Source organism: uncultured Jannaschia sp. (assembly GCF_947494025.1).
Taxonomy (GTDB): Bacteria; Pseudomonadota; Alphaproteobacteria; order Rhodobacterales; family Rhodobacteraceae; genus Jannaschia.
In genome coordinates this window covers 24,975-50,349 of sequence record NZ_CANLTQ010000008.1, presented here as the reverse complement: position 1 = coordinate 50,349, position 25,375 = coordinate 24,975, and the positions used below count along the sequence as shown (strand labels likewise).

Annotated in this window: 19 protein-coding genes and 1 pseudogene; 12 read left to right on the top strand and 8 right to left on the bottom strand. The window is 71.8% G+C overall.

The genetic code is table 11. The features are described from left to right. Positions 1 to 54 precede the first annotated feature (54 nt). From Q1B08_RS11990 to Q1B08_RS11975, 4 genes are read right to left on the bottom strand one after another with little or no spacing between them, the layout of a single operon-like run. The gene (locus Q1B08_RS11990) at positions 55 to 1,572 is read right to left on the bottom strand and encodes an ABC transporter substrate-binding protein (protein WP_299818857.1); all 1,518 of its coding nucleotides are present in this window, start codon (positions 1,570 to 1,572) and stop codon (positions 55 to 57) included. Further along, positions 1,569 to 2,642 carry a dipeptide ABC transporter ATP-binding protein gene (locus Q1B08_RS11985; protein WP_299818855.1) on the bottom strand — a complete coding sequence of 358 codons (1,074 nt, stop codon included), beginning with the start codon at positions 2,640 to 2,642 and terminating at the stop codon, positions 1,569 to 1,571. The genes Q1B08_RS11990 and Q1B08_RS11985 overlap by 4 nt, the downstream gene beginning before the upstream one ends. Continuing rightward, complete coding sequence (locus Q1B08_RS11980; protein ID WP_299818852.1) at positions 2,639 to 3,613, bottom strand: ABC transporter ATP-binding protein; 975 nt, start codon at positions 3,611 to 3,613, stop codon at positions 2,639 to 2,641. Before Q1B08_RS11980 ends, Q1B08_RS11985 begins: the two co-directional genes overlap by 4 nt. Then, on the bottom strand, positions 3,610 to 4,311 hold the full coding sequence (locus tag Q1B08_RS11975) for a FadR/GntR family transcriptional regulator (RefSeq protein WP_299818849.1): 702 nt from the start codon (positions 4,309 to 4,311) through the stop codon (positions 3,610 to 3,612). Before Q1B08_RS11975 ends, Q1B08_RS11980 begins: the two co-directional genes overlap by 4 nt. Before the next feature lie 353 nt (positions 4,312 to 4,664). Here Q1B08_RS11975 and Q1B08_RS11970 point away from each other — a divergent pair, with 353 nt between their 5' ends. From Q1B08_RS11970 to Q1B08_RS11955, 4 genes are all read left to right on the top strand, one after another. Next, positions 4,665 to 5,291: a (2Fe-2S)-binding protein gene (locus tag Q1B08_RS11970; RefSeq protein WP_299818846.1), complete on the top strand. Its 627-nt coding sequence runs from the start codon at positions 4,665 to 4,667 to the stop codon at positions 5,289 to 5,291. After that, positions 5,291 to 6,310: a xanthine dehydrogenase family protein subunit M gene (locus Q1B08_RS11965; protein WP_299818844.1), complete on the top strand. Its 1,020-nt coding sequence runs from the start codon at positions 5,291 to 5,293 to the stop codon at positions 6,308 to 6,310. Before Q1B08_RS11970 ends, Q1B08_RS11965 begins: the two co-directional genes overlap by 1 nt. Next, on the top strand, positions 6,307 to 8,478 hold the full coding sequence (locus Q1B08_RS11960) for a xanthine dehydrogenase family protein molybdopterin-binding subunit (protein ID WP_299818842.1): 2,172 nt from the start codon (positions 6,307 to 6,309) through the stop codon (positions 8,476 to 8,478). Before Q1B08_RS11965 ends, Q1B08_RS11960 begins: the two co-directional genes overlap by 4 nt. Before the next feature lie 806 nt (positions 8,479 to 9,284). Further along, on the top strand, positions 9,285 to 12,089 hold the full coding sequence (locus Q1B08_RS11955) for an EAL domain-containing protein (protein ID WP_299818840.1): 2,805 nt from the start codon (positions 9,285 to 9,287) through the stop codon (positions 12,087 to 12,089). A 37-nt stretch (positions 12,090 to 12,126) separates the two neighbouring features. Here Q1B08_RS11955 and Q1B08_RS11950 read toward each other — a convergent pair whose 3' ends face one another. Together Q1B08_RS11950 and Q1B08_RS11945 are read right to left on the bottom strand one after the other, a co-directional pair. Next, complete coding sequence (locus Q1B08_RS11950) at positions 12,127 to 12,519, bottom strand: cytochrome c (RefSeq protein WP_299818837.1); 393 nt, start codon at positions 12,517 to 12,519, stop codon at positions 12,127 to 12,129. A gap of 65 nt (positions 12,520 to 12,584) precedes the next feature. Continuing rightward, positions 12,585 to 13,439 (bottom strand): universal stress protein, encoded by an 855-nt coding sequence (locus Q1B08_RS11945; protein WP_299818834.1) that lies wholly within the window; start codon positions 13,437 to 13,439, stop codon positions 12,585 to 12,587. Between the two features lie 148 nt (positions 13,440 to 13,587). Here Q1B08_RS11945 and Q1B08_RS11940 point away from each other — a divergent pair. Next, a pseudogene (locus tag Q1B08_RS11940) lies at positions 13,588 to 14,758 on the top strand (Gfo/Idh/MocA family oxidoreductase). 217 nt (positions 14,759 to 14,975) lie between these two features. Here Q1B08_RS11940 and Q1B08_RS11935 read toward each other — a convergent pair. Together Q1B08_RS11935 and iolG are read right to left on the bottom strand one after the other, a co-directional pair. Further along, positions 14,976 to 15,743 (bottom strand): TIM barrel protein, encoded by a 768-nt coding sequence (locus Q1B08_RS11935; protein ID WP_299818831.1) that lies wholly within the window; start codon positions 15,741 to 15,743, stop codon positions 14,976 to 14,978. Positions 15,744 to 15,745: 2 nt separating this feature from the next. Beyond that, entirely contained in the window at positions 15,746 to 16,747 is a 1,002-nt protein-coding gene (gene iolG / locus Q1B08_RS11930) for an inositol 2-dehydrogenase (protein WP_299818828.1), read from the bottom strand. Between the two features lie 115 nt (positions 16,748 to 16,862). Between iolG and Q1B08_RS11925 the strand changes: the two genes are divergently transcribed. The 7 genes from Q1B08_RS11925 to iolE all read left to right on the top strand — a co-directional run bounded on the left by Q1B08_RS11925 (position 16,863) and on the right by iolE (position 25,373). After that, positions 16,863 to 17,705: a MurR/RpiR family transcriptional regulator gene (locus Q1B08_RS11925; protein ID WP_299818825.1), complete on the top strand. Its 843-nt coding sequence runs from the start codon at positions 16,863 to 16,865 to the stop codon at positions 17,703 to 17,705. 99 nt (positions 17,706 to 17,804) lie between these two features. Then, a complete protein-coding gene (locus Q1B08_RS11920) occupies positions 17,805 to 18,731 on the top strand; it encodes a sugar ABC transporter substrate-binding protein (protein WP_299818822.1) in 927 nt (308 codons plus the stop codon). Between the two features lie 76 nt (positions 18,732 to 18,807). Next, positions 18,808 to 19,920, top strand: coding sequence for an ABC transporter permease (locus tag Q1B08_RS11915; protein WP_299818819.1), 1,113 nt, complete (start codon positions 18,808 to 18,810; stop codon positions 19,918 to 19,920). Further along, positions 19,920 to 20,738, top strand: a complete 819-nt coding sequence (locus Q1B08_RS11910) for an ATP-binding cassette domain-containing protein (RefSeq protein ID WP_299818816.1) — start codon at positions 19,920 to 19,922, stop codon at positions 20,736 to 20,738. The genes Q1B08_RS11915 and Q1B08_RS11910 overlap by 1 nt, the downstream gene beginning before the upstream one ends. Then, positions 20,735 to 22,648: a 5-dehydro-2-deoxygluconokinase gene (gene iolC, locus Q1B08_RS11905; protein ID WP_299818813.1), complete on the top strand. Its 1,914-nt coding sequence runs from the start codon at positions 20,735 to 20,737 to the stop codon at positions 22,646 to 22,648. Before Q1B08_RS11910 ends, iolC begins: the two co-directional genes overlap by 4 nt. Beyond that, positions 22,645 to 24,477 (top strand): 3D-(3,5/4)-trihydroxycyclohexane-1,2-dione acylhydrolase (decyclizing), encoded by a 1,833-nt coding sequence (gene iolD, locus Q1B08_RS11900; protein WP_299818810.1) that lies wholly within the window; start codon positions 22,645 to 22,647, stop codon positions 24,475 to 24,477. Before iolC ends, iolD begins: the two co-directional genes overlap by 4 nt. Next, a complete protein-coding gene (gene iolE / locus Q1B08_RS11895; protein WP_299818807.1) occupies positions 24,474 to 25,373 on the top strand; it encodes a myo-inosose-2 dehydratase in 900 nt (299 codons plus the stop codon). Before iolD ends, iolE begins: the two co-directional genes overlap by 4 nt. Positions 25,374 to 25,375: the final 2 nt, after the last annotated feature.

Below are 25,375 nucleotides of genomic sequence, written 5' to 3'. Positions count from 1 at the left end.
GGCTTCCGGTTCGGGAGGTGCAGGGCCCCGTCAGGGGGCCCCGCGGGTCTCATGTCACTCGGACATGGTCACGCCTTCGAGGCGGATCATGCCGTCCGGATAGGCCACGTAGCCCTCGATCGCGGCGTCGAGCGCGGTCACCCAGGCGTCGTGGTAGAGGTAGACGAGCGGCGACTCGTCGATCAGCACGTCGCGGGCGGCGTCGTACTCGGCCTTGCGCGTCTCGGTCTCGTTCGAGGTCCGCGCGGCGTCGAGCGCCTCGTCCACCGTCGCGTTCGAGAAGCCGCTGTCGTTGATGCCGCCCTCCGTGGTGACGAACTGGTGGATGTTGCCGTCCGGATCGACCCGGCCGGACCAGCCGACTTGGCTCGCCGTGTAGTCGCCCGCCGTCTGGTCGGAGAGCATCGTGGCGAATTCCTTGGCGGTGATGGAGATGCGGATCCCCGCCTCGGCGGCCATCGCCTGGATCACCTGCATCACCTGAAGCGGCACGTTGGTGTTGGGCACCTGCACCTCCAGGTCGATGCCGTCGGGATAGCCCGCCTCGGCCAGAAGCGCGCGGGCGGCTTCCACGTCGCGCTCGGCCACGGGGTGGTCCGCGTCGTACCAGGGGGAGGCGGGCGGGAAGGACTGGTTGCCCGGCACGAAGGAGCCGTCGAACACGACCTGGTTCAGCGCGTTGCGGTCGATGGCGAGCGAGAGCGCCTGGCGCAGGCGCTTGTCCTCGCCCCACGGATTGTTCGCCCGATCGCCGTTGCCGACGTTGAAGGTGATGCCCTGGTAGCCGAGCGAGGTGGCCGACTGGACCTCGATCTCCGGATCGGCCTCGGCGGCGGGGATGTCGGCGGTGGCGAGCCGCTCCAGCATGTCGATGTCGCCCGAGCGCAGGTTGGCGAAGCGCACCGTCGTGTCGGGGATCGGCAGGAACGTCACCGTGTCGAAATGGTAGGCGTCGGCGTTCCAGTATTCGTCGAACTTCTCCAGCACGATCCGGTCCTGCGCGATGCGTTCCTTGAACCGGAACGGACCGGAGCAGACCGGGTCGAGGCCGAACTCGACCCCGGCCGCGTCGGCGGCGTCGGGACTGATCATCATGCCGGCGCGGTCGGTGAATTGCGCGAGCAGCGTCGCGTCGGGGGCGCCGAGCGTGAAGCGCACTTCGTATTCGCCCGTCGCCTCGACGTTCTCGATGCTGGCCACCTCGGACTTGCGGCGGCTTTCGTCGAGGTTCTGGCTGCGCTCGATGTTGCGGACCACCGCCTCCGCGTTGAAGGGCGTGCCGTCGTGGAAGGACGCGTCCTCGCGGAGCTGCATGGTCAGCACCGTGCCGTCCTCGTTCCACGACCATTCGGTGGCGAGCTGCGGGATGATCTCGAGATCGGGCGTGATGTCCACGAGCTTGTCGCAAAGCGAGGTGTAGACGATCCGGCCCACGAAGGTCCGCGACTGGTCGGGGTCGAGCACGTCGGCATCCGATTGCAGCGCGATCCGCAGATCCTGCGCGGCGGCGGGCCCGGCCCAGCCGGCAAGCCCGAGGCCGAGGGCGGTGGTCAGTGTCAGGAATCTCTTCATGGTCTCTCTCCTCCGTCGGTTTCTTTGGTTCTCGCGTCGAGCAGGGCGAAACGCCGCGCGACGCCGGGCGCGCGCGGGCGCGTCTCGGTGGCGATGCCCGGCAGCGTCAGCTCCTCCGCGTAGTGGCAGGCGACGCGCCGGTCGCCGAGGGGGCGCAGGGCGGGACGGTCCGTGCGGCAATTCTCGCGCGCATGCGGACAGCGCGGATGGAAACGGCAGCCGGGGGGCGGGGCGACCGGGTTCGGCGGCTCCCCCTCCAGCGTGGCGGCGGGGGGGCGCGCGCCGATCTCGGGGATCGGGATCGCCGCCATCAGCGCCGCGGTGTAGGGATGGGCGGGCCGCGCGAAGAGGTCGTCGGCCGGCGCCTCCTCGATCACCTCGCCCAGATACATCACGGCCACGCGGTCGGCCATGTGGCGGATCACGGCAAGGTCGTGGGCGATCAGCACGAGGGTCAGGCCCATCTCGGCCTTGAGGGCCGCGAGGATGTTGATCACCTGCGCCTGGATCGACACGTCGAGCGCGCTGACCGGCTCGTCGCCGATCACCACCTGCGGGCCGGTCACGAGGGCGCGGGCGATGCCGATGCGCTGGCGCTGGCCGCCGGAGAATTCGTGCGGATAGCGGTCGGCATGCTCGGGGCGCAGGCCGACGCGGGCGAGCATCTCCGCGGCCTTCGCGCGCCGTTCCTTCGCCGTGCCGATCCCGTGGACGCGCAAGGGCTCCTCGATCAAAGCGCCGACGCTCATCTGCGGGTTGAGGGAGGAGAACGGATCCTGGAAGATCACCTGCAGGTCGCGGCGCAGCGCACGCAGCTCGCGCTCCGACATGCCCGCCGTGTCGCGCCCCTCGTAGAGCACGGTGCCGTCCGAGGGCTTCATCAGCGTGAGCAGCAGCCGCGCCATCGTCGACTTGCCGCAGCCCGACTCCCCCACGATCGCGTAGGTCTCGCCCCGCCGCACGGCGAGGTCGACGCCGTTCACCGCGCGCACCACGGTGTCGGGTGCGAACAGCCTCTTGCGGGTGAAGCGCTTCTCGAGGCCGACCGCTTCCAGCACCACCTCGTTCATGCCGCCTTCTCCTCGATCGGGGCGCGGTGGCAGGCGACGCGGTGGCCGGGGGCGATCTCGGCGAGCGGCGGCGCCGCGCGGCAATCCGTTCCGGCGAAGGGGCAGCGCGGCGCGAAGCGGCAGCCCTCGGGCATGGTGGCGGGCGTGGGCACCGTGCCCGGCACCGTGACGAGCCGCCGCCGCTCGCCCGAAAGCGCGGGGATCGAGCGGATGAGGCCCAGCGTGTAGGGATGCTGCGGATCGTCGAAGATCGCGGCGACGGGACCGGTCTCGACCACGCGCCCAGCATACATCACCGCCACCCGGTCGGCGAGGCCCGCGACCACGCCCAGATCGTGGGTGATCAGGATCATGCCGGCCCCGCTCTCGCGTTGCAGCGACACCATCAGGTCGAGCACCTGCGCCTGCACCGTGACGTCGAGCGCGGTGGTCGGCTCGTCCGCGATCAGAAGCGCGGGATCGTTGGCCAGCGCCATCGCAATCATCGCCCGTTGCCGCATGCCGCCCGAAAGCGCGTGCGGATGCTCCTCCAGACGCTTCTCGGGGGCGGGGATGCGGACGCGGCGCAGCATCTCGAGCGCCCGGTCGCGCGCCTCGGCCGGGGAACAGGCCCGGTGGGTGCGCACGGCCTCCGCGATCTGGTCGCCCACGGTGAGGGCGGGGTTGAGCGAGGTCATCGGCTCCTGGAAGATCATTGCCATCTCCCCGCCGCGCAGGCCGCGCAGCTCGCGGGGGGGCATCGTGAAAAGGTCGCGGTCGCGGAACCGCGCCGTGCCGCCGATCCGCCGGAGCGGCGGGTCGGACAGCAGCCCCATCAGCGCCAGCGCGGTGAGCGACTTGCCGCAGCCCGACTCGCCCACGATGCAGAGCGTCTCGCCGGCGGCGACGTCGAAGGAGACGTGATCCACGAGCGGCCGCTCCGCCCCGGCGATGGCGATGGACAGGTCGCGGACCTCGAGCAGCGCGCTCATGCGGCCGCCGCCTGCATGCGGTCGCGGAGCGCGGACAAGTGGGCGCGCATCGCCTGCTCCGCCCGGTCCCCGTCCCGCGCGGCGATGGCGTCCACGATCTCCGCGTGGTGCGCCTCGTAGAGCGCCAGTGCGTCCGGGTTGCGCGCGCGCAGCCGCGTCTCCTGCCAGCCGACGCCGCGGCGCACCTCGTCGAGAAAGGCGAAGGCGGTGAGCAGGACGGGGTTGCCGGCGATCCGGGCGATGAGCCGGTGCAGCGCGCCGTCCCAGAGCTCGACCTGCGAGGTGTCGGCCGCCTGGGCCGTGCGGGCGGCAAGGTCGCGCAGGCGAGCCACGTCCTCCGCGTCGGCTCGCCTGGCACAGAGCGCGGCCAGGCCCGGTTCGATCACGAGACGCGCCTCCATCACCGAAAGCGGGTCGGCCTCCGGTGCGGCATGGGCGGCCATCAGCGCGGCGGGGTCGGGGGGCTGGCCCACGAAGGTGCCCTTGCCCTGCCGCCGCCAGACCAGCCCTTCCGCCCCCAGCCGTTCGAGCGCACGGCGCACGGCGCGGCGGCCGACATCGAGTTCGGCGGCGAGCTCCCGCTCCGTGGGCAACCGCCCGTCGGCCGGCAGGCGTCCGGCGTCGATCATCCGGCGCAGCGCGTCGAGCGCGCGGGCCACGTCGTCCAGTCGGTCGCTCTCGTCGGTTCCGTCGGCCAAGCGATATCCTCTCGTTGCGAACCAAAAGAGCATTGGTTCGAGCCGCGTTGTCAAGAGCGTTGTGGCGGATCCCCCCCATCATTCCGCCGCTGTCCGGGTTCCCGGGGCGGGGGCGCCCGGCACCGGCCGCGCAGGTCGCGACGATCCGACGCGGGCTGCCTCGCGTCGGGCCGCCCCGCGACCGCATGGGACGGGTCCGGGAGTCCCGGCGCGGCGCGCGGCGTTCCCCGGATCCGGCCCGGAACGGATCCGCTCGACGGAACGGATCGGGCCGCCTCCCGTTGCCCCCCGATCGTCCCGTGCCGGTACCGGGCGGCTCCAACAATATCCAGTTCCACACGAGGTCCCCCGTCATGGCCACCGATCCCCGCAGCGCCCCGCCCGATCTGGGCATATCCAGACGCTCCCTTCTGAAGGGCACCGCCGCGAGTGGCGCGTCCGCCTTCGGGGCCTTCCAGGCCGGCGCGCAGGAGGCGGAGGCCGTGCCCGCGGGTGGGCCGGAGGTCGAGGTGGAGATCACGATCAACGGCAGGCCGGAGCGCTTCACGCTCGACGCCCGCACGACGCTTCTGGACCTCCTGCGGGAGCGGCTGGACCTGACCGGGACCAAGGTCGGCTGCAATCACGGCCAGTGCGGCGCCTGCACGGTCTTGGTGGACGGCACGCGGATCAACTCCTGCCTGCGTCTGGCTGCCACGCTCGACGGGGCGGAGGTCACGACGATCGAGGGGCTTGCCGAAGCGGGCGAGATGCATCCGATGCAGCAGGCCTTCATCGACAATGACGGATTCCAGTGCGGCTATTGCACGCCGGGCCAGATCATGAGCGCCGTGGGCTGCGTCACGGAAGGCCATGCCGGCTCGGAGGCGGAGATCCGCGAATACATGTCGGGCAACCTGTGCCGCTGCGGCGCCTACAAGGGGATCGTGGCGGCCGTGGTGCAGGCCCGCGACGAGACCGAAGCGCGGGGGGCGAGCTGATGCGTCCGTTCTCGTTCCAGAAACCCGGCTCGGTGGAAGAGGCCGTCGCCGTGGTCGAACCGATGGGCGTGGCCGGGCAGGGGGGTGCGTTCCACGCGGGCGGCACCACCGTGATCGACCTGATGAAGCTGCATGTGCTGCAACCGCCCTCGCTGACCGATCTGGGCGGCGTGCTCGAACGCGGCATCGAAGAGGGGGAGGACGGCACGCTGCGCGTCGGCGCCGGCACCACGATGGCCGAGGCGGCAGAGCACCCGGCCTTTCTGCGCGCGCCGGTCCTGTCGGAGGCGCTGTGGAAGGCGGCGAGCGCGCAGCTGCGCAACGTCGCCACGCTGGGCGGCAACCTGCTGCAGCGCACCCGCTGCCCGTATTTCCGCGACAACGTCAGCGCCTGCAACAAGCGCGAGCCCGGCTCGGGCTGCGCGGCGAAGGACGGGATCAACCGGCTTCTCGCCGTGCTCGGCACGTCGGAGAGCTGCATCGCGAACTACCCCGGCGACTGGGCCAACGCGCTCATCCTGTTCGACGCGGTTCTGGAGACGCGCTCCGGCGGGGGCGGGCGCGAGATCGCCTTCGGGGATCTGCACGTGCCGCCGGGCGAGGATCCGGCGCGCGAGACGATCCTCGGGGACGACGAGCTGATCACCGCGATCCGCCTTTCCGTGCCCGAATGGGCGAGCCGCTCCGTCTACACCAAGGTCCGCGACCGCGACAGCTACGCCTTCGCGCTGACCTCGGCGGCGGTGGCGCTCGACCTCGACGGCGACACGGTGCGCGAGGCGCGGCTCGCCATCGGCGGCGCGGCGACGGTGCCCTGGCGGGCGCGGGAGGTCGAGGACTGGCTTGCGGGTCGGGAACTGACCGAGGACGTGGCCGTGGAGGCCGGCCGACGCGCCTTCGCCGGCGCGCGGGGCTGGGGCGAGAACGACTTCAAGATCCCGCTGGGCCGCGACACCGTGGCCCGGGGCCTCATGGAAGCGAAGGCTATGACGCCGCGCAATTCGGGAGACAGCCAATGACCGGACGCATCGGCGCCGCCGTCAGCCGCATCGACGCCCGCAAGAAGGTGATGGGGGAGGCGCGCTACGCCGCCGACTTCGCCGTGCCGAACCCGCTCTACGCGCATCTCGTGACCTCGACGATCGGGCGCGGGGCGATCACCGGCATCGACGAGTCCGAAGCGCGCACCGTGCCGGGCCTGCGCGAGATCTTCAGCCACGCCAACCCGCTCGGCCTCGAGCCCGACGGGATGTTCTCCACCGGCGGTCACGCGCAACAGGGTTGGGAGCCGTTCGCGGGCCCCGACGTGCGGTTCTACGGCGAGACCGTGGCGATGGTCGTGGCCGACGACATCCTCGCCGCGCGCGAGGCGGCGAAGCGCCTGCGCGTCGCCTATTCCGCCGAGGCGCCCGCCGCGGTGTTCGGCGCCGAAGGTCTCGAGCCGGAGGAACTTCCCGACATGGCGCTGAGCTCGGGCGATCTCGACGCCGCGATGGAGGCGGCCGCGGAGCGGGTCGAGGTGGAATACGACACCGCCGCCAATACGCACAACGCGATGGAGCTTTTCGCGACGACCGCCGTCTGGTCGGGCAAGGATCTGACGCTCTACGTGCCCAGCCAATGGGTCGAGGGCTTCCGCGCGGGCGTGGCCAGCGAGCTCGGCATCGCGCCCGAGCGCGTCCGCATCGTGAGCCCCTATGTGGGCGGCGGCTTCGGCGGCAAGGGCAGCCTCTACACCTTCACCCCGATGGTCGCGGCGGCGGCGCGACGGCTGAACCGGCCGGTCAAGCTCTACGTCACGCGCGAGCAGGGCTTCACCACCGCCTCCTACCGCGCGGAAACGCAGCAGAGCGTCCGCCTCGGCGCGCGCGCGGACGGGCGGTTCACCGGATTCGAGCATAAGGGGCGGGAACTGTCGTCGCGGCCCGACACCTACGTGGTGAACGGCGCCGACAAGACGGCGCGGATGTATCACGCCGACGCGGTGCGGACCGGCGTGACCTGCGTCCATGCCGACCGCCAGACGCCCGGCTTCATGCGTGCCCCGGCCGAGACGCCGTATTATTTCGCGCTGGAATCGGCGGTGGACGAACTCGCCCGCCGGCTGGAGATGGACCCGGTGGAGCTGCGCCGGCGCAACGACATCGACGCCGAGCCGGTCAACGGCGTGCCCTACACCTCGCGCTCGCTGATGGAATGCTACGACATGGCCGGCGAGGCGTTCGGCTGGCGGGACTACGACCCCGCCGTGGGGTCGATGCGCGACGGCGACTGGCTCGTAGGCTGGGGCTGCGCGACAGCGGCCTATCCGACGCAGATGGCGCCTTGCGCGGTGCGCGTCCATTTCGACCGGACGGGCCGCGCCCGCGTCATGGTGGCCAGCCACGACCTCGGCACCGGGGCCTATACCGTGATCGCGCAGGCCGCGGCCGAGGGGCTGGGCCTCGAGGTGGACCGGGTCGAGGTCGAGCTGGGCGACAGCCGCCTGCCGCCGGGCACCATCGCGGGCGGTTCGATCTCGACCGCCTCCAACGTGTCGGTGATCCAGATCGCCTGCGAGCGGATCATGCAACGGCTCGGCACCACGCCGGAGCGGATCGACGTCGCTGCCGTCTTCGACGCCTTCGGGCAGGGCGCGATCGAGGAATACGCCGAATGGGCGCCGCGCGGCTCCCGGCCGAATGCACGGGGCGGGCTCTACGGCGCGGAGGTCGGCATCGTCGGCGGACCGGAGGAGGAATACACCGCCTTCGCCTTCGGGGCCGAATACGCCGAGGTCCGCATCAACCGCTGGACGCGCGAGATCCGCGTGCCGCGCCTTTACGGCGCCTTCGCGGCGGGGCGGATCATGAACGAGAAGACGGCGACCTCGCAATATCTCGGCGGCATGATCTGGGGCCTGGGCCATGCGCTGCAGGAGAAGACGGAGATCGATCCCCGCACCGGCGCGGTGATGAACGACAACATCTCCGAATACATCGTGCCGGTGAACGCCGACGTGATGGATGTCCGTGCGATGATGGTGCCGGAGGAGGACACCCTCGTGAACCCCGCGGGCATCAAGGGCATCGGGGAGATCGGCATCGTCGGCACCGCCGCGGCCATCGCCAACGCGGTCCATCACGCGACCGGCATCCGCGTGCGCCATGTCCCGATCCGGGTCGAGGACCTGATCGGGACGGGGTGACGCGCGTCCCGAGACGTGCGGGGCGGCCCCGGGCGCGCGGGGCCGCGCCCCGCATATCGAAGTCCCGGAATGCGATCACGGGTCGCTCCGGAAACGACCGGAGATGCCCGCAGGCGCATTTCCAACTCCTCGCCGCTGATCCCGTGAATGGCGATGCGATGGGCCCGCGACAGCGCGGCGTTGCGCCTTATCCTCCTGTCCTCCCGGAAGGTCGGGATGCGAGCGGTTCCACGATATTGCGAACCTTCGGACGAGGCCCCGCCATCGCGCCGAACGAGACCTTTCATCGATGTCCTTCCTGAAGGTTTGCCCAGAGGCCCTCGATCGGCTGGCAAAGTCCGATAAGCCGAGCGCCGCGCCGCCGCTCGTTCCCCCCACCCGAGGCTCGGCGGGCGGATCGGGAAGATGTCGAGGCGCTCCAGGGTGTCGCCGCACGCGATCCGGCCAGCAGGACGGCGGGGGGAGATCCGGCGAAAGACCAGCCCGTCGGTCGGTCCGCTCTCGACGCTGAGGCCTCGGCCGACACGCTGCGCCCGGCGCCGCACGGACACCACGGCCCGCCCGGGGTCGCGCCTGCCCCGTCATGACGGCAATTCGCGCAAAAGCCGCGCCATTCGGCGGGTCCGGCGCCGGCCCCGTTAAGGAATCGGGGAGGGCCGACTGCTACGCCGCGCATCGTCGTCCCGCAGGAGATCCCCGATGCGCCCCATTCCGTCCGGCCCGACCGCAGCCATGGCCGCCTGCCGCCGCGCCGCCGCCGGGGCGGCGCGGGACGGGGCCGCTGCCGCATGGGCGGACCGGTGAGCGTGGCGCACGCGCTACAGGGAACCCGCAATCGCCTCGGCGGTTTGCGCGTCAAGGTAACGGCGACGCTGATCGCGTTCGCCTTGCTTCCGCTGGCCGCAGGCGCGCTGATGTCGCAGCAGCTGGCCGAGCGGGCCATGCGGGCGGACGTCGCCGCGAAGCTCGACCGCGCGACCGAGGCGGACCTCGCGAGCGTCGTGCGCCACGTCGAAGATGCGCTCGATACGCTCGAACGCACGGCCGGGGACGCTTCGGTGCGAAACGCGCTGGCCGAGGCCGACTCCGATGCCCTCGCGGAGACGCTGAGCGGAATCGGGCGGCGGGACGCGGTGTTCTCCGCCCATGCCGTCCTCGATGCCGCCGGGGGACTCATCGCCTTCGAAGGCCTGTCGTCCGAGAGGGCGCGCGCGGTCGCCGCCGGCGCCTTCGGCCCACCGTCCGACGCCGCGCGCGTCGCGACCGCGCGTGCCGGGTCCGAACCCGAAACGCTCGTCCTGAGCCAGCCGATCCGGGCGGGCGACGGGTCCGGCACGGTGATCGGCGCGGTGCATGGCGTTCTGGACCGGACGACGTTTCTGGACCGCCTCGCCGCGATCCGCGTCTGGGGAAGCGCGCAGAACGGCGATCACGTCCTTGTCCTTTGCGACGCGCGCGGCACGATCCTCTACCGGACGGCAGGCGACGGGGCGGGGGCGGTCGTCGACGACCTGCTGGGCCCTGGCGGGGAAGGCGGGGCGTCCTCGCGGAGATATCTTCAAAGCTTTTCCCGGGTCGAGGCGGGCCGGCTGCCCGGGCTCGGCGAACTGGTGCTGCACGCCGCCGTGTCCGAGCGGGTCGCGCTCGCGCATCTCGTTCGCCTCCAGCGGGGCCTTCTGGCCACTTCCGCGCTGGTCGCCCTCGCGCTGGTCTTCGGCACGATCGTCACGATCACCCGCATGGTGCTGGTTCCCGGCAACCGGCTGCGCCGCGCCATCGCCGCCGCGCAGGAGGGCGTGCCGATTCCGGACGCGCTCACACGACGGCACGACGAGATCGGGATCCTGTCGCGGACGTTCGCCCGGGTCATGCAGCAGCTCTCCCAGGCGCGGACCGCGCTGGTGGCCCGATCCGAGGCCGAGATCGCCCGGCACGCCTCCCATCTCGACGCGGCGCTCAACAACATGATGCAGGGGCTTTGCCTCTTCGACGACGAGGACCGCCTGATCGTCAGCAACCGCCAGTTCGCCGAGATCTTCGGGCTCGACGCCGCGGCTCTCGCCCCCGGCACCCGGCTCGAGACGATCCTCGCGGCGATGCGCGACGCGGGCGCCTGCGAAGGGCGGGACATCGCGGAGGTGGCCGGCGAACTGCGCGCCGCCGTCGCGTCCGGCGCGGGCGCGGTCTTCTCCATGACGCTGCCGGACGGGCGCACGATCTCGGTCTCGCAGGTGCCGATGCCGGCGGGCTGGGTCGTCACCTATTCCGACATCACCGAACGCCGCCGGGCGGAGGCGCGCATGGCCCACATGGCGCATCACGACGCGCTGACGGGCCTGTCGAACCGGGTGAAGTTCCGCGAACGGCTGGAGGCCGCGCTCGACGCGAAGACGCCGGACACCTTTGCCGTCTTCTGCCTCGACCTCGACCACTTCAAGCCGGTGAACGACACGCTGGGCCACCCGATCGGCGACAAGCTCCTCCAAGCGGTGGCCGGGCGGCTGAAGCGGTGCGTCCGCGAGGGCGACGTGGTGGCCCGGCTGGGCGGCGACGAGTTCGCCATCCTCCAATTCGACATGACCGACGCGGAATCCCCCACCCATCTGGCGAAGCGGATCATCGAGACGCTCTGCGCGCCCTATCGGATCGATGACCACCAGATCGTGATCGGGACGAGCGTCGGCATCGGCCTGTCGCCGGCGGACGGGACCAAGGCCGACACGCTGATAAAGGCCGCCGATCTCGCGCTCTACCGCGCCAAGATAGACGGCCGCGGCGCGTTCCGCTTCTTCGAGGCGGAGATGGACGCGCGGATGCAGGCCCGTCGGGCGCTCGAGCTCGACCTTCGCGCGGCGCTGAGCCGCGACGAGTTCCGCCTCTGCTACCAGCCGATCGTGGATATGGGGACGGACCGCGTGTCCTGCTTCGAGGCGCTTCTGCGGTGGCATCACCCCGAGCGCGGCCTCGTGCGGCCCGACCAGTTCATCCCGCTCGCCGAGGAGACCGGCCTGATCAACCGGATCGGCGCCTGGGTCCTCCATCGCGCCTGTCTCGAGGCGGCGAGCTGGCCCGCGGGGATCCGCGTGGCGGTGAACCTGTCGCCGCTGCAGTTCAAGGGCATGGACGTCGTGCGCGAGGTGGAATCGGCGCTCGCGGATTCCGGCCTGGACGCCGGGCGGCTCGAGCTCGAGATCACGGAGACGGTGCTCTTGACGCAGACCGACGCGACCCTCGCGCTTCTGGAAAAGCTGCGCGCGCTCGGCGTGCGGATCTCCATGGACGATTTCGGCACGGGCTATTCGTCGCTCAGCTACCTGCGGAAGTTTCCGTTCGACAAGATCAAGATCGACCGCAGCTTCACGCGCGACCTCCACGAGAGCTCGGAGGCGCAGGCGATCGTGCGGGCCATCACGAGCCTCGGGCTGAGCCTCGGCATGGCGGTCACGGTGGAAGGGGTGGAAACCGCCGATCAGCTCGAAGCCGTCCGGGCGGAGGGCTGCACGGAGGTGCAGGGCTACGTCTACTCGCCCCCGGTGCCCGCCGAGGAGCTGCACGCGCTTCTTTCGCGGCTCCATCGGCATGTCCTCGCCACGCTGCCGCGCGGCGCCTGAGCTCCCGGCCCGGCTCCGCGCCCCGCCGGCGGGGCCGCTACTTCTGTATGTCCCGCAGGAACGTGGTGAGGGCGAGGAGGTCGGCGGGCACCGGCGTGCCCAGCCCGCCATGCTCCACGATCACCGTGTCGCCGAGGTCGCGGGCGCCGAATTCCGGCATCACCGCGTCCGGGTCGCCGTGGCGGTCCATCCCGTCGATCGTGGCCATCACGTAGGTCTCCGGAAACGTGCCGCCCGCCGCCTTGGCAAGTCCCGTCAGGTCCGGCCCGATCCCGCCTGTCCCGTCCGCGCTGTGGCATTCCGCGCAGTTCGCCGCAAAGAGCGCCCGCCCGCGGGCGGCGTCCACGTCCGCCTCCGTGGGCAGCGGGTCGCCCGCCTGACAGGCGGCGAGAAGAAGCGCGGTGGCGAGCGTCGGGGGGGCGAGGCGCATCGTGGGGTCCTTTTCGGTCGGGGCGTCCGGTTCCCGCGGCACCCTGCACGGCCGCGGGGCCGCGATCAATGCGCGAACAGGACCGGATGTTCGGTCTGTGCCATCATCGTCCGGGTCGTGCCGCCGAGGATCAGCTCGCGCATCCGCGAATGCTCCCACGCGCCCATCACGATGAGGTCGGCCGCCCGCTCGCGCGCGCGGTCGAGGATGGCCCGGCCGATCTCGGCCCCGCCGCCGGGATATTGCTGCACCTCCACGCGGCAGCCGTGGTGGCTGAGCCATCGGGCCATGTCGGAGCCGGGATTCTCGCCGTCGCGCAGGGTCGTGGCGACCGGGTCGAAGACCGCCACCGTCACCTCCGCCGCCGCGCGCAGGAGCGGCAGCGCCGCATGGGCGGCCCGCGCGGCCGGCAGGCCCGAGTTCCAGGCCAGAAGGACGCGCCGCGGCTGGAGCGCGCGGGGCTGCCGCGCACCGTTCACGAGGAGGCCCGCGGGCATGTGGAACAGCGCCGATTGCGCCGCGGCGACGACGGCGCCGTCCCCGTCGCGGAGCCCGTCGGACATCGCCACGAGATCGCAGAGCAGCGCCCGCCGCGCGATGGCCGCGCCGAGCGCGGCGGGTTCGGCCAGCAGGATCTCGACCTCGGCGCTGCATCCCTCTCGGGCCAGTTCCTCGCGGAGCGACACGGCACTCGCCGCGAGTTCGGCCTCCGCCGCCGCGATTTCGTCGCTCCAGTCCTGCGGAAAGGCCACGACGCCGTATTCAGCCGCTCCGCCGGCATAGACGGGCATCCGGGGCAGGGCGCCGAGGACGAGCACCGACAGATGCGCACCGAGCGCCTGCGCGCCCTCGCGCAGCGCCGCGAAATCGTCGGCGCGGGCGCCGCTCTCCACGAGAAGCCGTATCGTCGCGTTCCGCATTCCGTCGCCCCCCATATCCGGTTCGCGTCGAGGATCGCGGATCCCGCGGGGCACGTCCTTGATGGAGATCAAGCCCGCGCGGCGGCTTGCGCGCGGCGGGACCGCGCCTTACCCGTCGGGCCGGGCGCGGCAGGGCGGGGGCGAGGCGATGCGACTGGGCTGGGGATTGATCGGCGGGGGGCGCGGCAGCCAGATCGGACCGGCCCACCGGATCGGGGCGCGGCTGGACGGGCTGTTCGAGTTCGTGGCCGGGGCGCTCGACCACCGCGCGGAGGCGGGCCGCGCCTTCGGGCGGGAGCTGGGGCTGGCGCCGGAGCGCGCCTATGGGGATTGGCGCGAGATGCTGGCGGCGGAGGCCGGGCGCCCGGACCGGCCCGCCCTCGTCACGGTCGCCACGCCCAACCGCACCCATGCCGAAGATCGCGCTGGCCTGTCTCGAGGCGGGGTTCCACGTCCTCGTGGAAAAGCCGATGACGATGGATGTGGCGGAGGGGGCGCGCCTCGTGGCGGCCGCGCGGGCGGCGGGACGGATCTGCGCGGTCAATTACGGCTATTCCGGCTATCCGCTTGTGCGGCACGCACGGGCCATGGTGGCGCGGGGTGATCTGGGCGCCGTGCGCGTGGTGGTGGCGGAGTTCGCGCACGGGCACCACGCGGATGCGTCGGACGCGGAGAACCCGCGCGTGCGCTGGCGCTACGACCCGGCGGAGGCGGGAGAAAGCGCGCAATTCGCCGATTGCGGGATCCATGCGCTGCACTTGGCCTCCTTCGTGATCGGTCAGGAGGCGGAGCGGCTCGCCGCCGACACAGTGAGCGCCGTGGCCTCCCGCCGCCTCGAGGACGACGCGCAGGTCAACCTGCGCTTCGACGGCGGCGCGGTCGGGCGGCTCTGGACCTCGTCGGTGGCGCTCGGCCGGCAGCACGGGCTGAGCCTGCAGGTCTTCGGCGAACGGGGCGGACTCGCCTGGGCGCAGGAGCGGCCCGACCAGCTGCGCTGGACGCCGCTCGGCGGGCGGACGCAGATCATCGAGCGCGGCGAGGCGGGGCTGTCGCCCGAGCACGATCGCGCCAACCGCGTCACGATGGGCCACGCCGAGGGGATGCCGCTGGCCTTCGCCAATCTCTACGCCGATCTCGCCGAGGCGATCACGGCAAAGGCCGAGGGGCGGCCCGTCGATCCGGCGGCGTCGCTTTGTCCGCGCGCCGAGGACGGGTTGCGCTCGGTGGCCGCCATCCACGCCGTCGCCGCGTCGGCCCGGGACGGGGGCCGCTGGGTCGATTGCCGCCCGCCCGCGCCGCCCGAACAGGGCGGGCAGTAGGGGCGTGGCGGTCCCTCGGTCGGGTGGCCTCCGACCGAGGGACCGCCGCGTCATGCTCACGCAACGGGATCGGCTCGGAGCCAGGAAAAGGCGCCCGACGGGGGGAGCGTGGCACCCGCCCGACTCCGGTCGCTGTTAATCGCACGCCGCGTCGGGAAGCGCTCGTGGTCCCCCCGGAATAACCCGCCATGAGCGGTCCACCCGTCGCGCCCCAAGCTCAGGCGAAGGCGTCGCGGAACGCGGCCAGCGCCGCCTCGGGATCGCCGGAGGCGAAGGCTTCCAGCCCCACCGGCCCCGCATATCCCATTTCCCTCAGGGCCCGCGCGATGCCCGGATAGGCGATCTCGCCGGTGCCGGGCTCGCAGCGGCCGGGGACGTCCGCCACCTGGATCTCCCCCAGCCAGGGCAGGGCAGCGCGGCACAGCCCGGTCAGGTTCCCCTCGCCGATCTGCGCGTGGTAGAGATCGAGGTTCAGCCGCAGGTTCGGATGGTCCACCGCCGCGACGAGGCACAGCGTCTCCTCGGCGCGGGCGAAGGGCACGCCGGGGTGATCGACGGCCGTGTTCAGGTTCTCCAGCGTGAAGACGACGCCCAGCTCCGCGCCGAGATCGGCGATCCGGGCGAGCGTGTCGCGCGCCCGGATCCAGCCGGCGGGCGTTGCGACCTCGGGCCGGACCGGCCGCCCGCCCGCGCCCAGTCCCGTGCCGTGAAGGTTGAGGCGGGCCACGCCGAGCCGCCGCCCGATCTCCGCCACCTCGCGGGCGGAGGCGAGGAGCGTCGCGGCCCCCGGCGCGTCGGACAGGCGACCGACCTTGTAGCCGTTCATGATCGAGAACGTCGCGCCGCTCGCGGCGAGCGCGTCGAGGTCGTGCTCCCACGCGTTCCACAACCCGACCGCGAACCCCATCTCGCGGAGGCGCGCGCAGCGCCACGCCACGGGACGGTCGGGCCAGAGCATCTCGGCACAGGCCCCGAGGGGGGGCATGTTCAGATCCCCGTCATGTCGGGCGTGAGGGCGACCGGCCGGCCCTCGGACAGCGAGCGGTTCGCCGCCTCCGCCAGGGCCAGCGCGTTCACCCCGTCCTGCACCGTCGCGGGGACCGGCTTGCCGTCCCGCACCGCGTCCACGAAGGCCGCCCATTCGATCGCGTAGGCGCGCATGTAGCGCTCGAGGAAGAAGTGGACCGGCTTGGCCGAAACGACGCCCGCCGCCGTCGCCTTCGACAGGGTCGTCTCGCGCTCGTTCTCCGCGCCGAGCAGCCCTTTCGAGCCCAGCACCTCCACCCTCTGGTCGTAGCCGTAGGGGGCGCGGCGGGAATTGCGGATCGTGGCCATGCGCCCGTCCGCATAGGACAGGACGACGATTCCGGTGTCGATGTCGCCCGCCGCGCCGATGGCCGGGTCCACGAGGTTCGCGCCATGCGCCATCACCGTCGCGGGCATGCCGAACAGAAAGGCGCACATGTCGAAGTCGTGGATCGTCATGTCGCGGAAAAGCCCGCCGGAGACCTTGATGTACTCGACCGGCGGCGGGGCGGGGTCGAAGGAGGTGACGGAAAGAAGCTCGCCCCGTCCGATCTCGCCCGCGTCGAGCGCCGCCTTCAGCGCGGCGAAGTTCGGGTCGAAGCGGCGGTTGAAGCCCATCATCACCGGCCGCTCCTGCGCGAGGGCGACGCGGCGGACATCGAGCGCGCGGGCGAGGTCGAGGTCGATCGGCTTTTCGCAGAACACCGCCTTGCCCGCCCCGAGCGCGGCCTCGATCAGGTCGGCATGGGTGTCGGTGGAGGAGGCGACGAGGATCGCGTCCACGGATGGATCGGCCAGGATCTCGTCCGCCGCACGCGCCGCGATGCCGAAGGCCTGCGCGAGCGCGTCGGCCGCCGCGGGCACCACGTCGGCGACGGCGACCAGCTCCGAACGCGGGTCGGCCTGGACCGAGGCGGCGTGGACCTTGCCGATCCGCCCGGCACCGAACAGGGCTGTCTTCATGTCGCGTTTCCCTCCCGGACGTTCCGCGACGGTATGGAACGCCTCGCCATTTCGGAATGAATGTTCCATTATGGAATGGCGGGATCCCCGCCTGCTGTCAACGAGCGAGGTCGCGATGACGGACGAGAGCGCGGGCCCGCCGGGTCCGGTCACGGTCACCGAGCTGATCGAGCGGATCGACGCGGTCGCGCCGGGCCTGCCGAAGCGTTTGCGTCAATGCGCGACGTTCACGCGGCGCCATCTCCATCTCCTCGCGGTTTCCACGGTGGCGGACATGGCCCGCGCGGCGGAGGTCGCGCCCTCCGTCTACATCCGCTTCTGCCAGGGGCTCGGATTTTCGGGCTATTCGGAGATGCAGGCGCTGTTCCGCGAACGCTACAGCGAGTTCCGTCCCGACTATTCGGTGCGCTTCGCCAACCTGCGCGAGGGGGCGTCGCCCGACGCCGCGCCGGGCGTCGACCGCCTGATCGCGGATTTCGCGGAATCGGGGCACAAGTCGCTACTGCGGCTGCGGAACACCGTCACCAGCAGCGCCGCCGACCGGATCGCCTCCGACATGGCGGCGGCGCGGGTGGTGCATCTCGTGGGCGCGCGGCGGGCCTTCGCGATCGTCGCGAACATGGCCTATCTGCTCGACAAGATGGGGGTGGAGACGCAGGTGCGGCCGGCGGCGGGGCTGATCGCGACACAGGCCGCGCTGCGTCCGGGGGACATCGTCTTCGCCGTCACCTTCGCGCCCTTCTCGCAGGAAACGCTGGGCTTCGCGCGCGAGGCCGACGCGGCGGGGATCGTGGTCCACGGCCTGACCGACGACGAGAGCGGGCCGCTCGCGGAGGTGGCCCGCGCGCTTCTGGTGGCCCGCGAGGACGAGGTGGCGGGCTTTCGCGCGCCCACGGCCGCCATCGCGCTGAGTACCGCGCTCTGCGTGGCGGCGGGCGCGCTCCGCACGGAGACTTGACACAAGGCCCCGAAGAACGGAAAACGGAATATACGTTCCATTTATTGGGGCGGACAAGAATATCGGGCGCCGGGGGGCGCCCCGTTCTGGGAGGAACACATGACAATTCTGCTTCGCACTGCCACCGCCGCGGCGGTCATCGGCCTTGCCGCGCCCGCGCTGGCGCAGGACATCCAGGTCATCGTGCACGGCCAGGCCAACGACCCGTTCTGGTCCGTCGTCAAGAACGGCGTCGACCAGGCCGCCGCGGATACCGGCGCCAATGTCGAGTACCGTTCGCCCGAGACCTTCGACATGGTCGCCATGAGCCAGCTCATCGACGCGGCCGTGAACCAGGAGCCCGACGGCCTCGTGGTCTCGATCCCCGACGCCGACGCCCTCGGCCCGTCGATCGAGCGCGCCGTGCAGGCGGGCATTCCCGTGATCTCGATGAATTCCGGCTCCGACGTTTCGGCCGAGCTGGGCGCGCTCCTGCATGTCGGGCAGGACGAATACGACGCCGGCGAGGCCGCCGGGCAGGAGCTTGCCGCGATGGGCGGATCCAACGCGATCTGCGTCAACCAGGAAGTGGGCAACGTCGCGCTCGACCAGCGCTGCGAGGGCTTCGCGGCCGGCTTCGGCGGCACGGTCGAGGTCGTGCCCACCTCCAACGACCCCGCCGAGGTCGAGGCGCGCATCCGCGCCGCGCTGGAATCCAACCCCGACATCGACACGGTGATGGGCCTCGGCGCCTCGCTCGTGGGCGAACCGGCCGTCGCCGCGGTCGAGGCCGTGGGCCGGACGGGCGACATCCACGTGGCCACGTTCGACCTGTCGGCGGGCTTCCTGCAATCGGTCGTGGACGGCGACGCCGCCTTCGGCATCGACCAGCAGCAGTTCCTGCAGGGCTACCTGCCGGTCGTGTTCCTCGCGCTCAACGCGGAATACGGCCTCGTGCCGGGCGGCAACGTGCCCTCGGGTCCGAACCTCGTCACCCAGGACAAGGCCGAGCAGGTGATCGAGCTGTCCTCGCAGGGTATCCGCTGAGGCGAAACCCGCGCGGCGGGGGACGCGGGGCACGCCCCCCGTCCCCCGTCCTCGAAACCGATCCGGGGAGGGGATCATGGCGACGGACACGACCACGCATCCGGCGGCCGACGAGCGGCTGAAGACCGAAAGCTTCGGCGCGCGCCTGATGAAGCGGCCGGAGCTCGGCGCCATCGCGGGCGTCATCCTCGTCACGGTCTTCTTCGTCCTCACGGCCGATCCGGCGATGTTCACCCTGTCGGGCATCGTCAACTTCATGACGCCCGCCGCGCAGCTCGGCATCCTGGCCATCGGGGCGGCGCTTCTGATGGTGGGGGGCGAGTTCGACCTGTCCATCGGCTCCATGGTGGCCTTCGCGGGCCTGTTCTTCGGGGCGGCGACGGTCGCGGTCGGGCTGCCGCTCCTTCTCGCGATCCCGCTCACGTTCCTGTTCGCCGCCGCCGTGGGCGCGGTCAACGGCACCATCGTGATCCGCTCGGGCCTGCCGTCCTTTATCGTGACGCTGGCCTTTCTGTTCATCCTGCGGGGGCTGTCGCTGGTCGGGCTGAAGGCCGTGACCGGCGGCTCCACGCAGCTGCGCGGCGTGCGCGACGCGACGGAGGGCGATCCGCTCGCGCCGTTCTTCTCCGGCGACGCCTTCGGCCCGGTCTTCGCCTGGGCGGCCGACCGGGGCGTGATCGAGACCTTCGGCAACGGCACCCCCAAGGTGCCCGGCCTGCCGGTGGAGATCGTCTGGTTCGTGGCCCTCGCCGCCGTCGCGACCTGGCTCCTGCTGCGCACGCCTGCGGGCAACTGGATCTTCGCCGCCGGCGGCGACACCCTGGCCGCGACCAATTCCGGCGTGCCGGTGCGCCGGGTGAAGATCGCCCTCTTCATGCTGACCGCCTGCTGCGCGGCACTGGTCGCGATCATCACGGTCATGGACGCCGGATCGACCGACGCCCGGCGCGGCTTCCAGAAGGAGTTCGAGGCGATCATCGCGGCGGTGATCGGCGGTTGCCTCCTGACCGGGGGCTACGGGTCGGCCGTGGGCGCCTTCTTCGGCGCGATCATCTTCGGAATGGTGGTGATCGGGCTGGGCTACACGAGCTTCGACCAGGACTGGTTCCAGGTCTTTCTGGGCGGAATGCTCCTGATCGCGGTGCTGTTCAACAACGCCATCCGCAAGCGCGTCACGGGGGAGCGGTGATGAACGGGGACACGGCCTTCCACCACGGCGACGCGCCCGCGGGCGCGCCCATCGTCGAGATGAAGGACATCGAGAAGCATTTCGGCAACATCATCGCGCTGGCCGGCGTCAGCTTCGACGTGCATCCGGGCGAGTGCCACTGCCTTCTGGGCGACAACGGCGCGGGCAAGTCGACCTTCATCAAGACCATGTCGGGCGTCCACCGGCCCACGCGGGGCGAGATCCTGTTCGAGGGGCGGCCGATGTCCTTCAACAGCCCCCGCGACGCCATGGAGGCGGGAATCGCGACGGTGTTCCAGGACCTCGCCATGATCCCGCTCATGTCGGTGACGCGCAACTTCTTCATGGGACGCGAGCCGACCGTGGGACGCGGACCGTTCAAGCGGATGGACGTGGATCGCATGAACGCGGTGACGATGGAGCGGATGCGCGAGATGGGCATCGCGCTCCGCGCGCCCGATCAGGCCGTGGGCACGCTGTCGGGCGGCGAGCGGCAGACCGTGGCCATCGCCCGCGCGGTCCATTTCGGCGCCAAGGTCCTGATCCTCGACGAGCCGACCTCCGCGCTCGGCGTGCGGCAGACCTCCAACGTGCTCGCCACCATCGACAAGGTGCGCAAGCAGGGCATCGGCGTCGTCTTCATCAGTCACAACGTCCGTCACGCGCTTGCCGTGGGCGACCGCTTCACGGTCCTGAACCGCGGCCGGACGCTGGGCACCGCGAAACGCGGCGAGATCACGCCGGAAGCCTTGCAGGACATGATGGCCGGCGGGCAGGAGATGGCCCAGCTCGAAGGTTCGCTCGGAGGTACGGTATGACGCTCGACCTGCTTACCATCGGCCGCTCCTCGGTCGATCTCTACGGCGCGCAGGTCGGCGGGCGGCTGGAGGACATGGGGTCCTTCGACAAGTATATCGGCGGCTCGCCCACCAACATCGCCTGCGGCACGGCGCGGCTGGGCCTGCGCTCGGCGGTGATCACCGGGGTCGGCGACGAGCATATGGGCCGCTTCATCCGCGAGCAGCTCGCGCGCGAGGGCGTGGATGTGCGCGGGGTCAAGACCGACCCCGACCGGCTCACCGCGCTGGTCCTCCTCGGCATCCGCGACGCGGAAAGCTTCCCCCTCATCTTCTACCGCGAACGCTGCGCCGACATGGGCCTGACGGAGGCCGACATCGACGCGGATCTCGTGGGCGAGGCGCGCTGCGTCTGCGCGACGGGCACGCATCTGTCGCATCCCAAGGTGGAGGCGGCGACGCTGAAGGCGCTGCGCCTCGCGCGCGGGAACGGCGCGCGCACCGCGCTCGACATCGACTACCGTCCGAACCTCTGGGGCATGGCCGGGCATGGCGAGGGGGAAAGCCGCTTCGTGGCGTCGGAGGCCGTGACGGAAAAGCTGCAATCCACGCTGCCGCTGTTCGACCTGATCGTGGGCACGGAGGAGGAGTTCCATATCGCTGGCGGCACGACCGACACGCTGGACGCGCTCCGCCGCGTGCGCGCGCTGACGGAGGCGGTGCTGGTCTGCAAGCGCGGGGCGAAGGGCGCGGTGGCCTTCGCCGGTGCCGTCGAGGGCTGGGAGGCCGGGATCGCGGGCGAAGGTTTCCCGATCGAGGTGTTCAACGTGCTGGGCGCGGGCGACGGGTTCATGTCGGGCCTTCTGCGCGGCTGGCTCGGCGAGGAGGACTGGGCGACCGCGCTGACCTGGGCCAATGCCTGCGGCGCCTTCGCGGTGAGCCGCCACGGCTGCACGCCCGCCTATCCGACCTGGGCGGAGCTGCGCTTCTTTCTGGACCGCGGCGTGGTCCGACCCGACCTTCGCAACGACGGCGCGCTGGAGCAGGTCCACTGGGCCACCACGCGGCACACGCGGACGGGCGGCGACTGGTCCGCGATGCGGGTCTTCGCCTTCGACCACCGCGCGCAGTTCGAGGAGATGCCGGGCGCGACGCCGGAGCGGATCGGGGCGTTCAAGCGGCTGTGCCTCGAGGCCACGACGCGGGTGGCGGAGGGGCGGCCCGGCCACGGCATCCTTTGCGACGACCGGCTGGGCCGCGACGCGCTGCACGCCGCGTCGGGCACCGGCCTGTGGGTCGGGCGGCCGGCGGAGCTTCCGGGCTCCCGCCCGCTCGCGCTGGAAGGCCAGCTCGGTCCCGATTGCGGGGGCCTCGGCGAATGGCCGCGCCATCAGGTCGTGAAATGTCTGGTCTTCGCCCATCCCGACGACGACGACGCCACCTGGCGGGACCAGCTCGCCACCGTGGGCCGACTCTGGACCGCGTCGCGCCGCAACGGGCTGGAATTCCTGCTGGAGGTCATCTCGTCGAAACTCGGCCCCGTGGGCGACGACACGACCGCGCGGGTCATCGCCCGCGTCTACGGGGCCGGGATCTTTCCCGACTGGTGGAAGCTCGAGACGCAGCCGTCGCGCGCCGCCTGGGACGCCTGCGTCGCCGCGATCGAGACGAACGATCCCCATACCCGCGGCATCGTGGTCCTCGGGCTCGACGCGCCGATGGATCGCCTCGTCGAAGGATTGGGCGAGGCGGCGCGGGTGCCGCTCGTGAAGGGCTTCGCGGTGGGCCGGACGATCTTCGCGGAGGCGGCGCGCGGCTGGCTCGCGGGGCAGGTCGGCGACGACGCGGCGGTGGCCGGAATGGCCGAACGCTACGACACCCTGTGCCGCGCCTGGGACGGGGCGCGACGGAACGAAAAGGACGCCGCATGAGCACGATCCGGTTGACCGCGGCGCAGGCGATGATGCGCTGGCTGTCGGTGCAGATGACGGAGGAGGGCACGCCCTTCCTCGCCGGGATCTGGGCGATCTTCGGGCATGGCAACGTGGCCGGCCTGGGCGAGGCGATGCACGGCGTCCAGGACGTCCTGCCGACCTGGCGCGGCCAGAACGAGCAGACCATGGCCCATGCCGCCATCGCCTATGGCAAGGCGATGCGCCGCCGCCGGGCCATGGCGGTGACGACCTCCATCGGGCCCGGCGCGACAAACCTCGTGACCGCGGCGGCGACGGCGCATGTGAACCGTTTGCCGCTGCTCCTGATCCCCGGCGACGTGTTCGCGAGCCGCGCCCCCGATCCGGTGCTCCAGCAGGTCGAGGATTGGGACGACGGCACGATCAGCGCCAACGACGCGCTGCGCCCCGTGTCGCGGTATTTCGACCGCATCGCGCGGCCCGAGCAGCTTCTGACCGCGCTGCCGCGGGCGATGGACACGATGACCGACCCCGCCCGCTGCGGCCCCGTCACGCTGGCTTTCTGCCAGGACGCGCAGGCCGAGGCGTTCAGCTGGCCCGAGGCGTTCTTCGCGCCGCGCGTCTGGCACATCCGCCGCCCGCGCCCCGACCTGCGCGAGCTGGAGGCGGCGGCCGGGGCGATCCGCGACGCGCGCCGTCCGGTGATCGTGGCGGGCGGCGGGGTGCTTTATTCCGGCGCCGAGGGCGCGCTTGCGGCCTTCGCGTCGGACCACGCGATCCCCGTGGTCGAGACGCAGGCCGGCAAGTCGGCGCTTCCCTGGGACCATCCCGCGAATCTCGGCGCCGTGGGCGTGACCGGCACCGACGCGGCCAACGCGGCCGTGGCGGAGGCGGACCTGCTTCTGGGCGTGGGCACGCGGTTGCAGGACTTCACCACCGGCTCCCGGAGGCTCATGGGGGATCAGCGGCTCCTTTCGCTCAATGTCGCGGCCTACGACGCGGCGAAGCACGGCGCGACGCCGCTGATGGCCGATGCGCGCGAAGGACTCTCGGCGCTGAGCGAGGCTCTGGGCGATCACCGCGCGGCGGGCGCGCCGGACGACCGGAAGGCCGACTGGCTCGCCCGGGCCGATGCGGTAATGGCCGCGCCCGCGGGCAACGCCCTGCCCACCGACGCGCAGGTGATCGGGGCGGTGCAGCGGCAGGCCACCGAACGGACGGTGGCGATCTGCGCCGCGGGCTCCATGCCCGGCGCGCTCCATACCCTCTGGCGACCCTCGGCGGGGGGCTATCACATGGAATACGGCTATTCCTGCATGGGCTACGAGATCGCGGGCGCGCTCGGCCTCAAGATGGCCGCGCCCGAGCGCGACGTGGTCTGCTTCGTGGGCGACGGCAGCTACATGATGGCCAATTCCGAGCTCGCCACCGCGGCGATGCTGCGCGTGCCGTTCACGGTCGTGCTGACCGACAATCGCGGCTACGGCTGCATCAACCGCCTGCAGGCGGCGACCGGGGGCGCGCCGTTCAACAACCTTTACGCGGATTCGCGCGTGGCCGCGCCGCCCGCCATCGACTTCGCGGCCCATGCCGCCGCGATGGGCGCGCATGCCGCGCATGCGGGCGGCATCGACGAGCTGGAAACGCTTCTCGGGGCGGCGCGGGGCCGCGACGTGCCGTCGGTCATCGTGATCGATACCGATCCCGGACCCGGCACCGGGGCGGGCGGCGCGTGGTGGGACGTGGGCGTGCCCGAGGTGTCCCGCCGCGCCGAAGTGCGTGCGGCCCGCGAGGCCTACGAGACGGCGCTGGCCGGCCGGTCGCTGGTGCGGGGGCCCGGAGCGTGATCCGTATCGGCATTTCCCCCATCGCGTGGCAGAACGACGACCTGCCCGACCTCACGGCGGCCTACACGATGGAGGACGCGCTGCGCGAGGCGGCGGCCATCGGCTACGCGGGGGTGGAGCGCGGCCAGCGCATGCCGTCGGACACCGAGGGGCTTCGCGGCCTGCTCGACCGCCACGGCCTCGCGCTTTGCGGGGGCTGGTGCTCCGGCGGGCTCCTGCGCCGGACACCGGCGGAGGAGATCGCCGCGATCCGTCCGCAGGTCGAGCAGTTCGCCGCCCTCGGCGCGCCCTGCCTCGTCTATGCCGAATGCTCCAACACCGTGCAGGGCCGCCGCGACGTGGCGGTGAACGACCGCCCGCAACTCTCGCCTGCGGAGATCGCGGCCTATGCCGCGAAACTGACCGAGGTTGCGGCGTGGTGCGCGGAACGGGGCGTGCCGCTCGCCTACCACCACCACATGGGAAGCATGATCGAGTCCGGCGACGACGTGGACCGGCTGATGGAGGGCTCGGGCGAGGCGGTGCATCTGCTCTACGACACCGGCCATCTGCGGTTCGGCGGCGCGGACCCGCTCGCCGTGCTGGACCGCTGGGGGCGCCGCGTGGGCCATGTCCATTTCAAGGACGTGCGCGCCCCGGTGGTGGCGCGGGCGCGGAGCGAGGGGATGTCCTTTCTCGACGCGGTAATTGCCGGCGCCTTCACCGTTCCCGGCGACCCCGAAGGCACGATCGACTTCGCCGCCGTGACCGAAAGGCTGGCGGCGATGGGCTACGACGGCTGGATCGTGGTGGAGGCCGAGCAGGACCCCGCCCGTGCCGATCCGACCGCCTATTCCCGGACCGGCCACGCGGAGATCCGGCGCCTTTGCGCGGCGGCGGGCCTCGCGGTCGCGTGAGA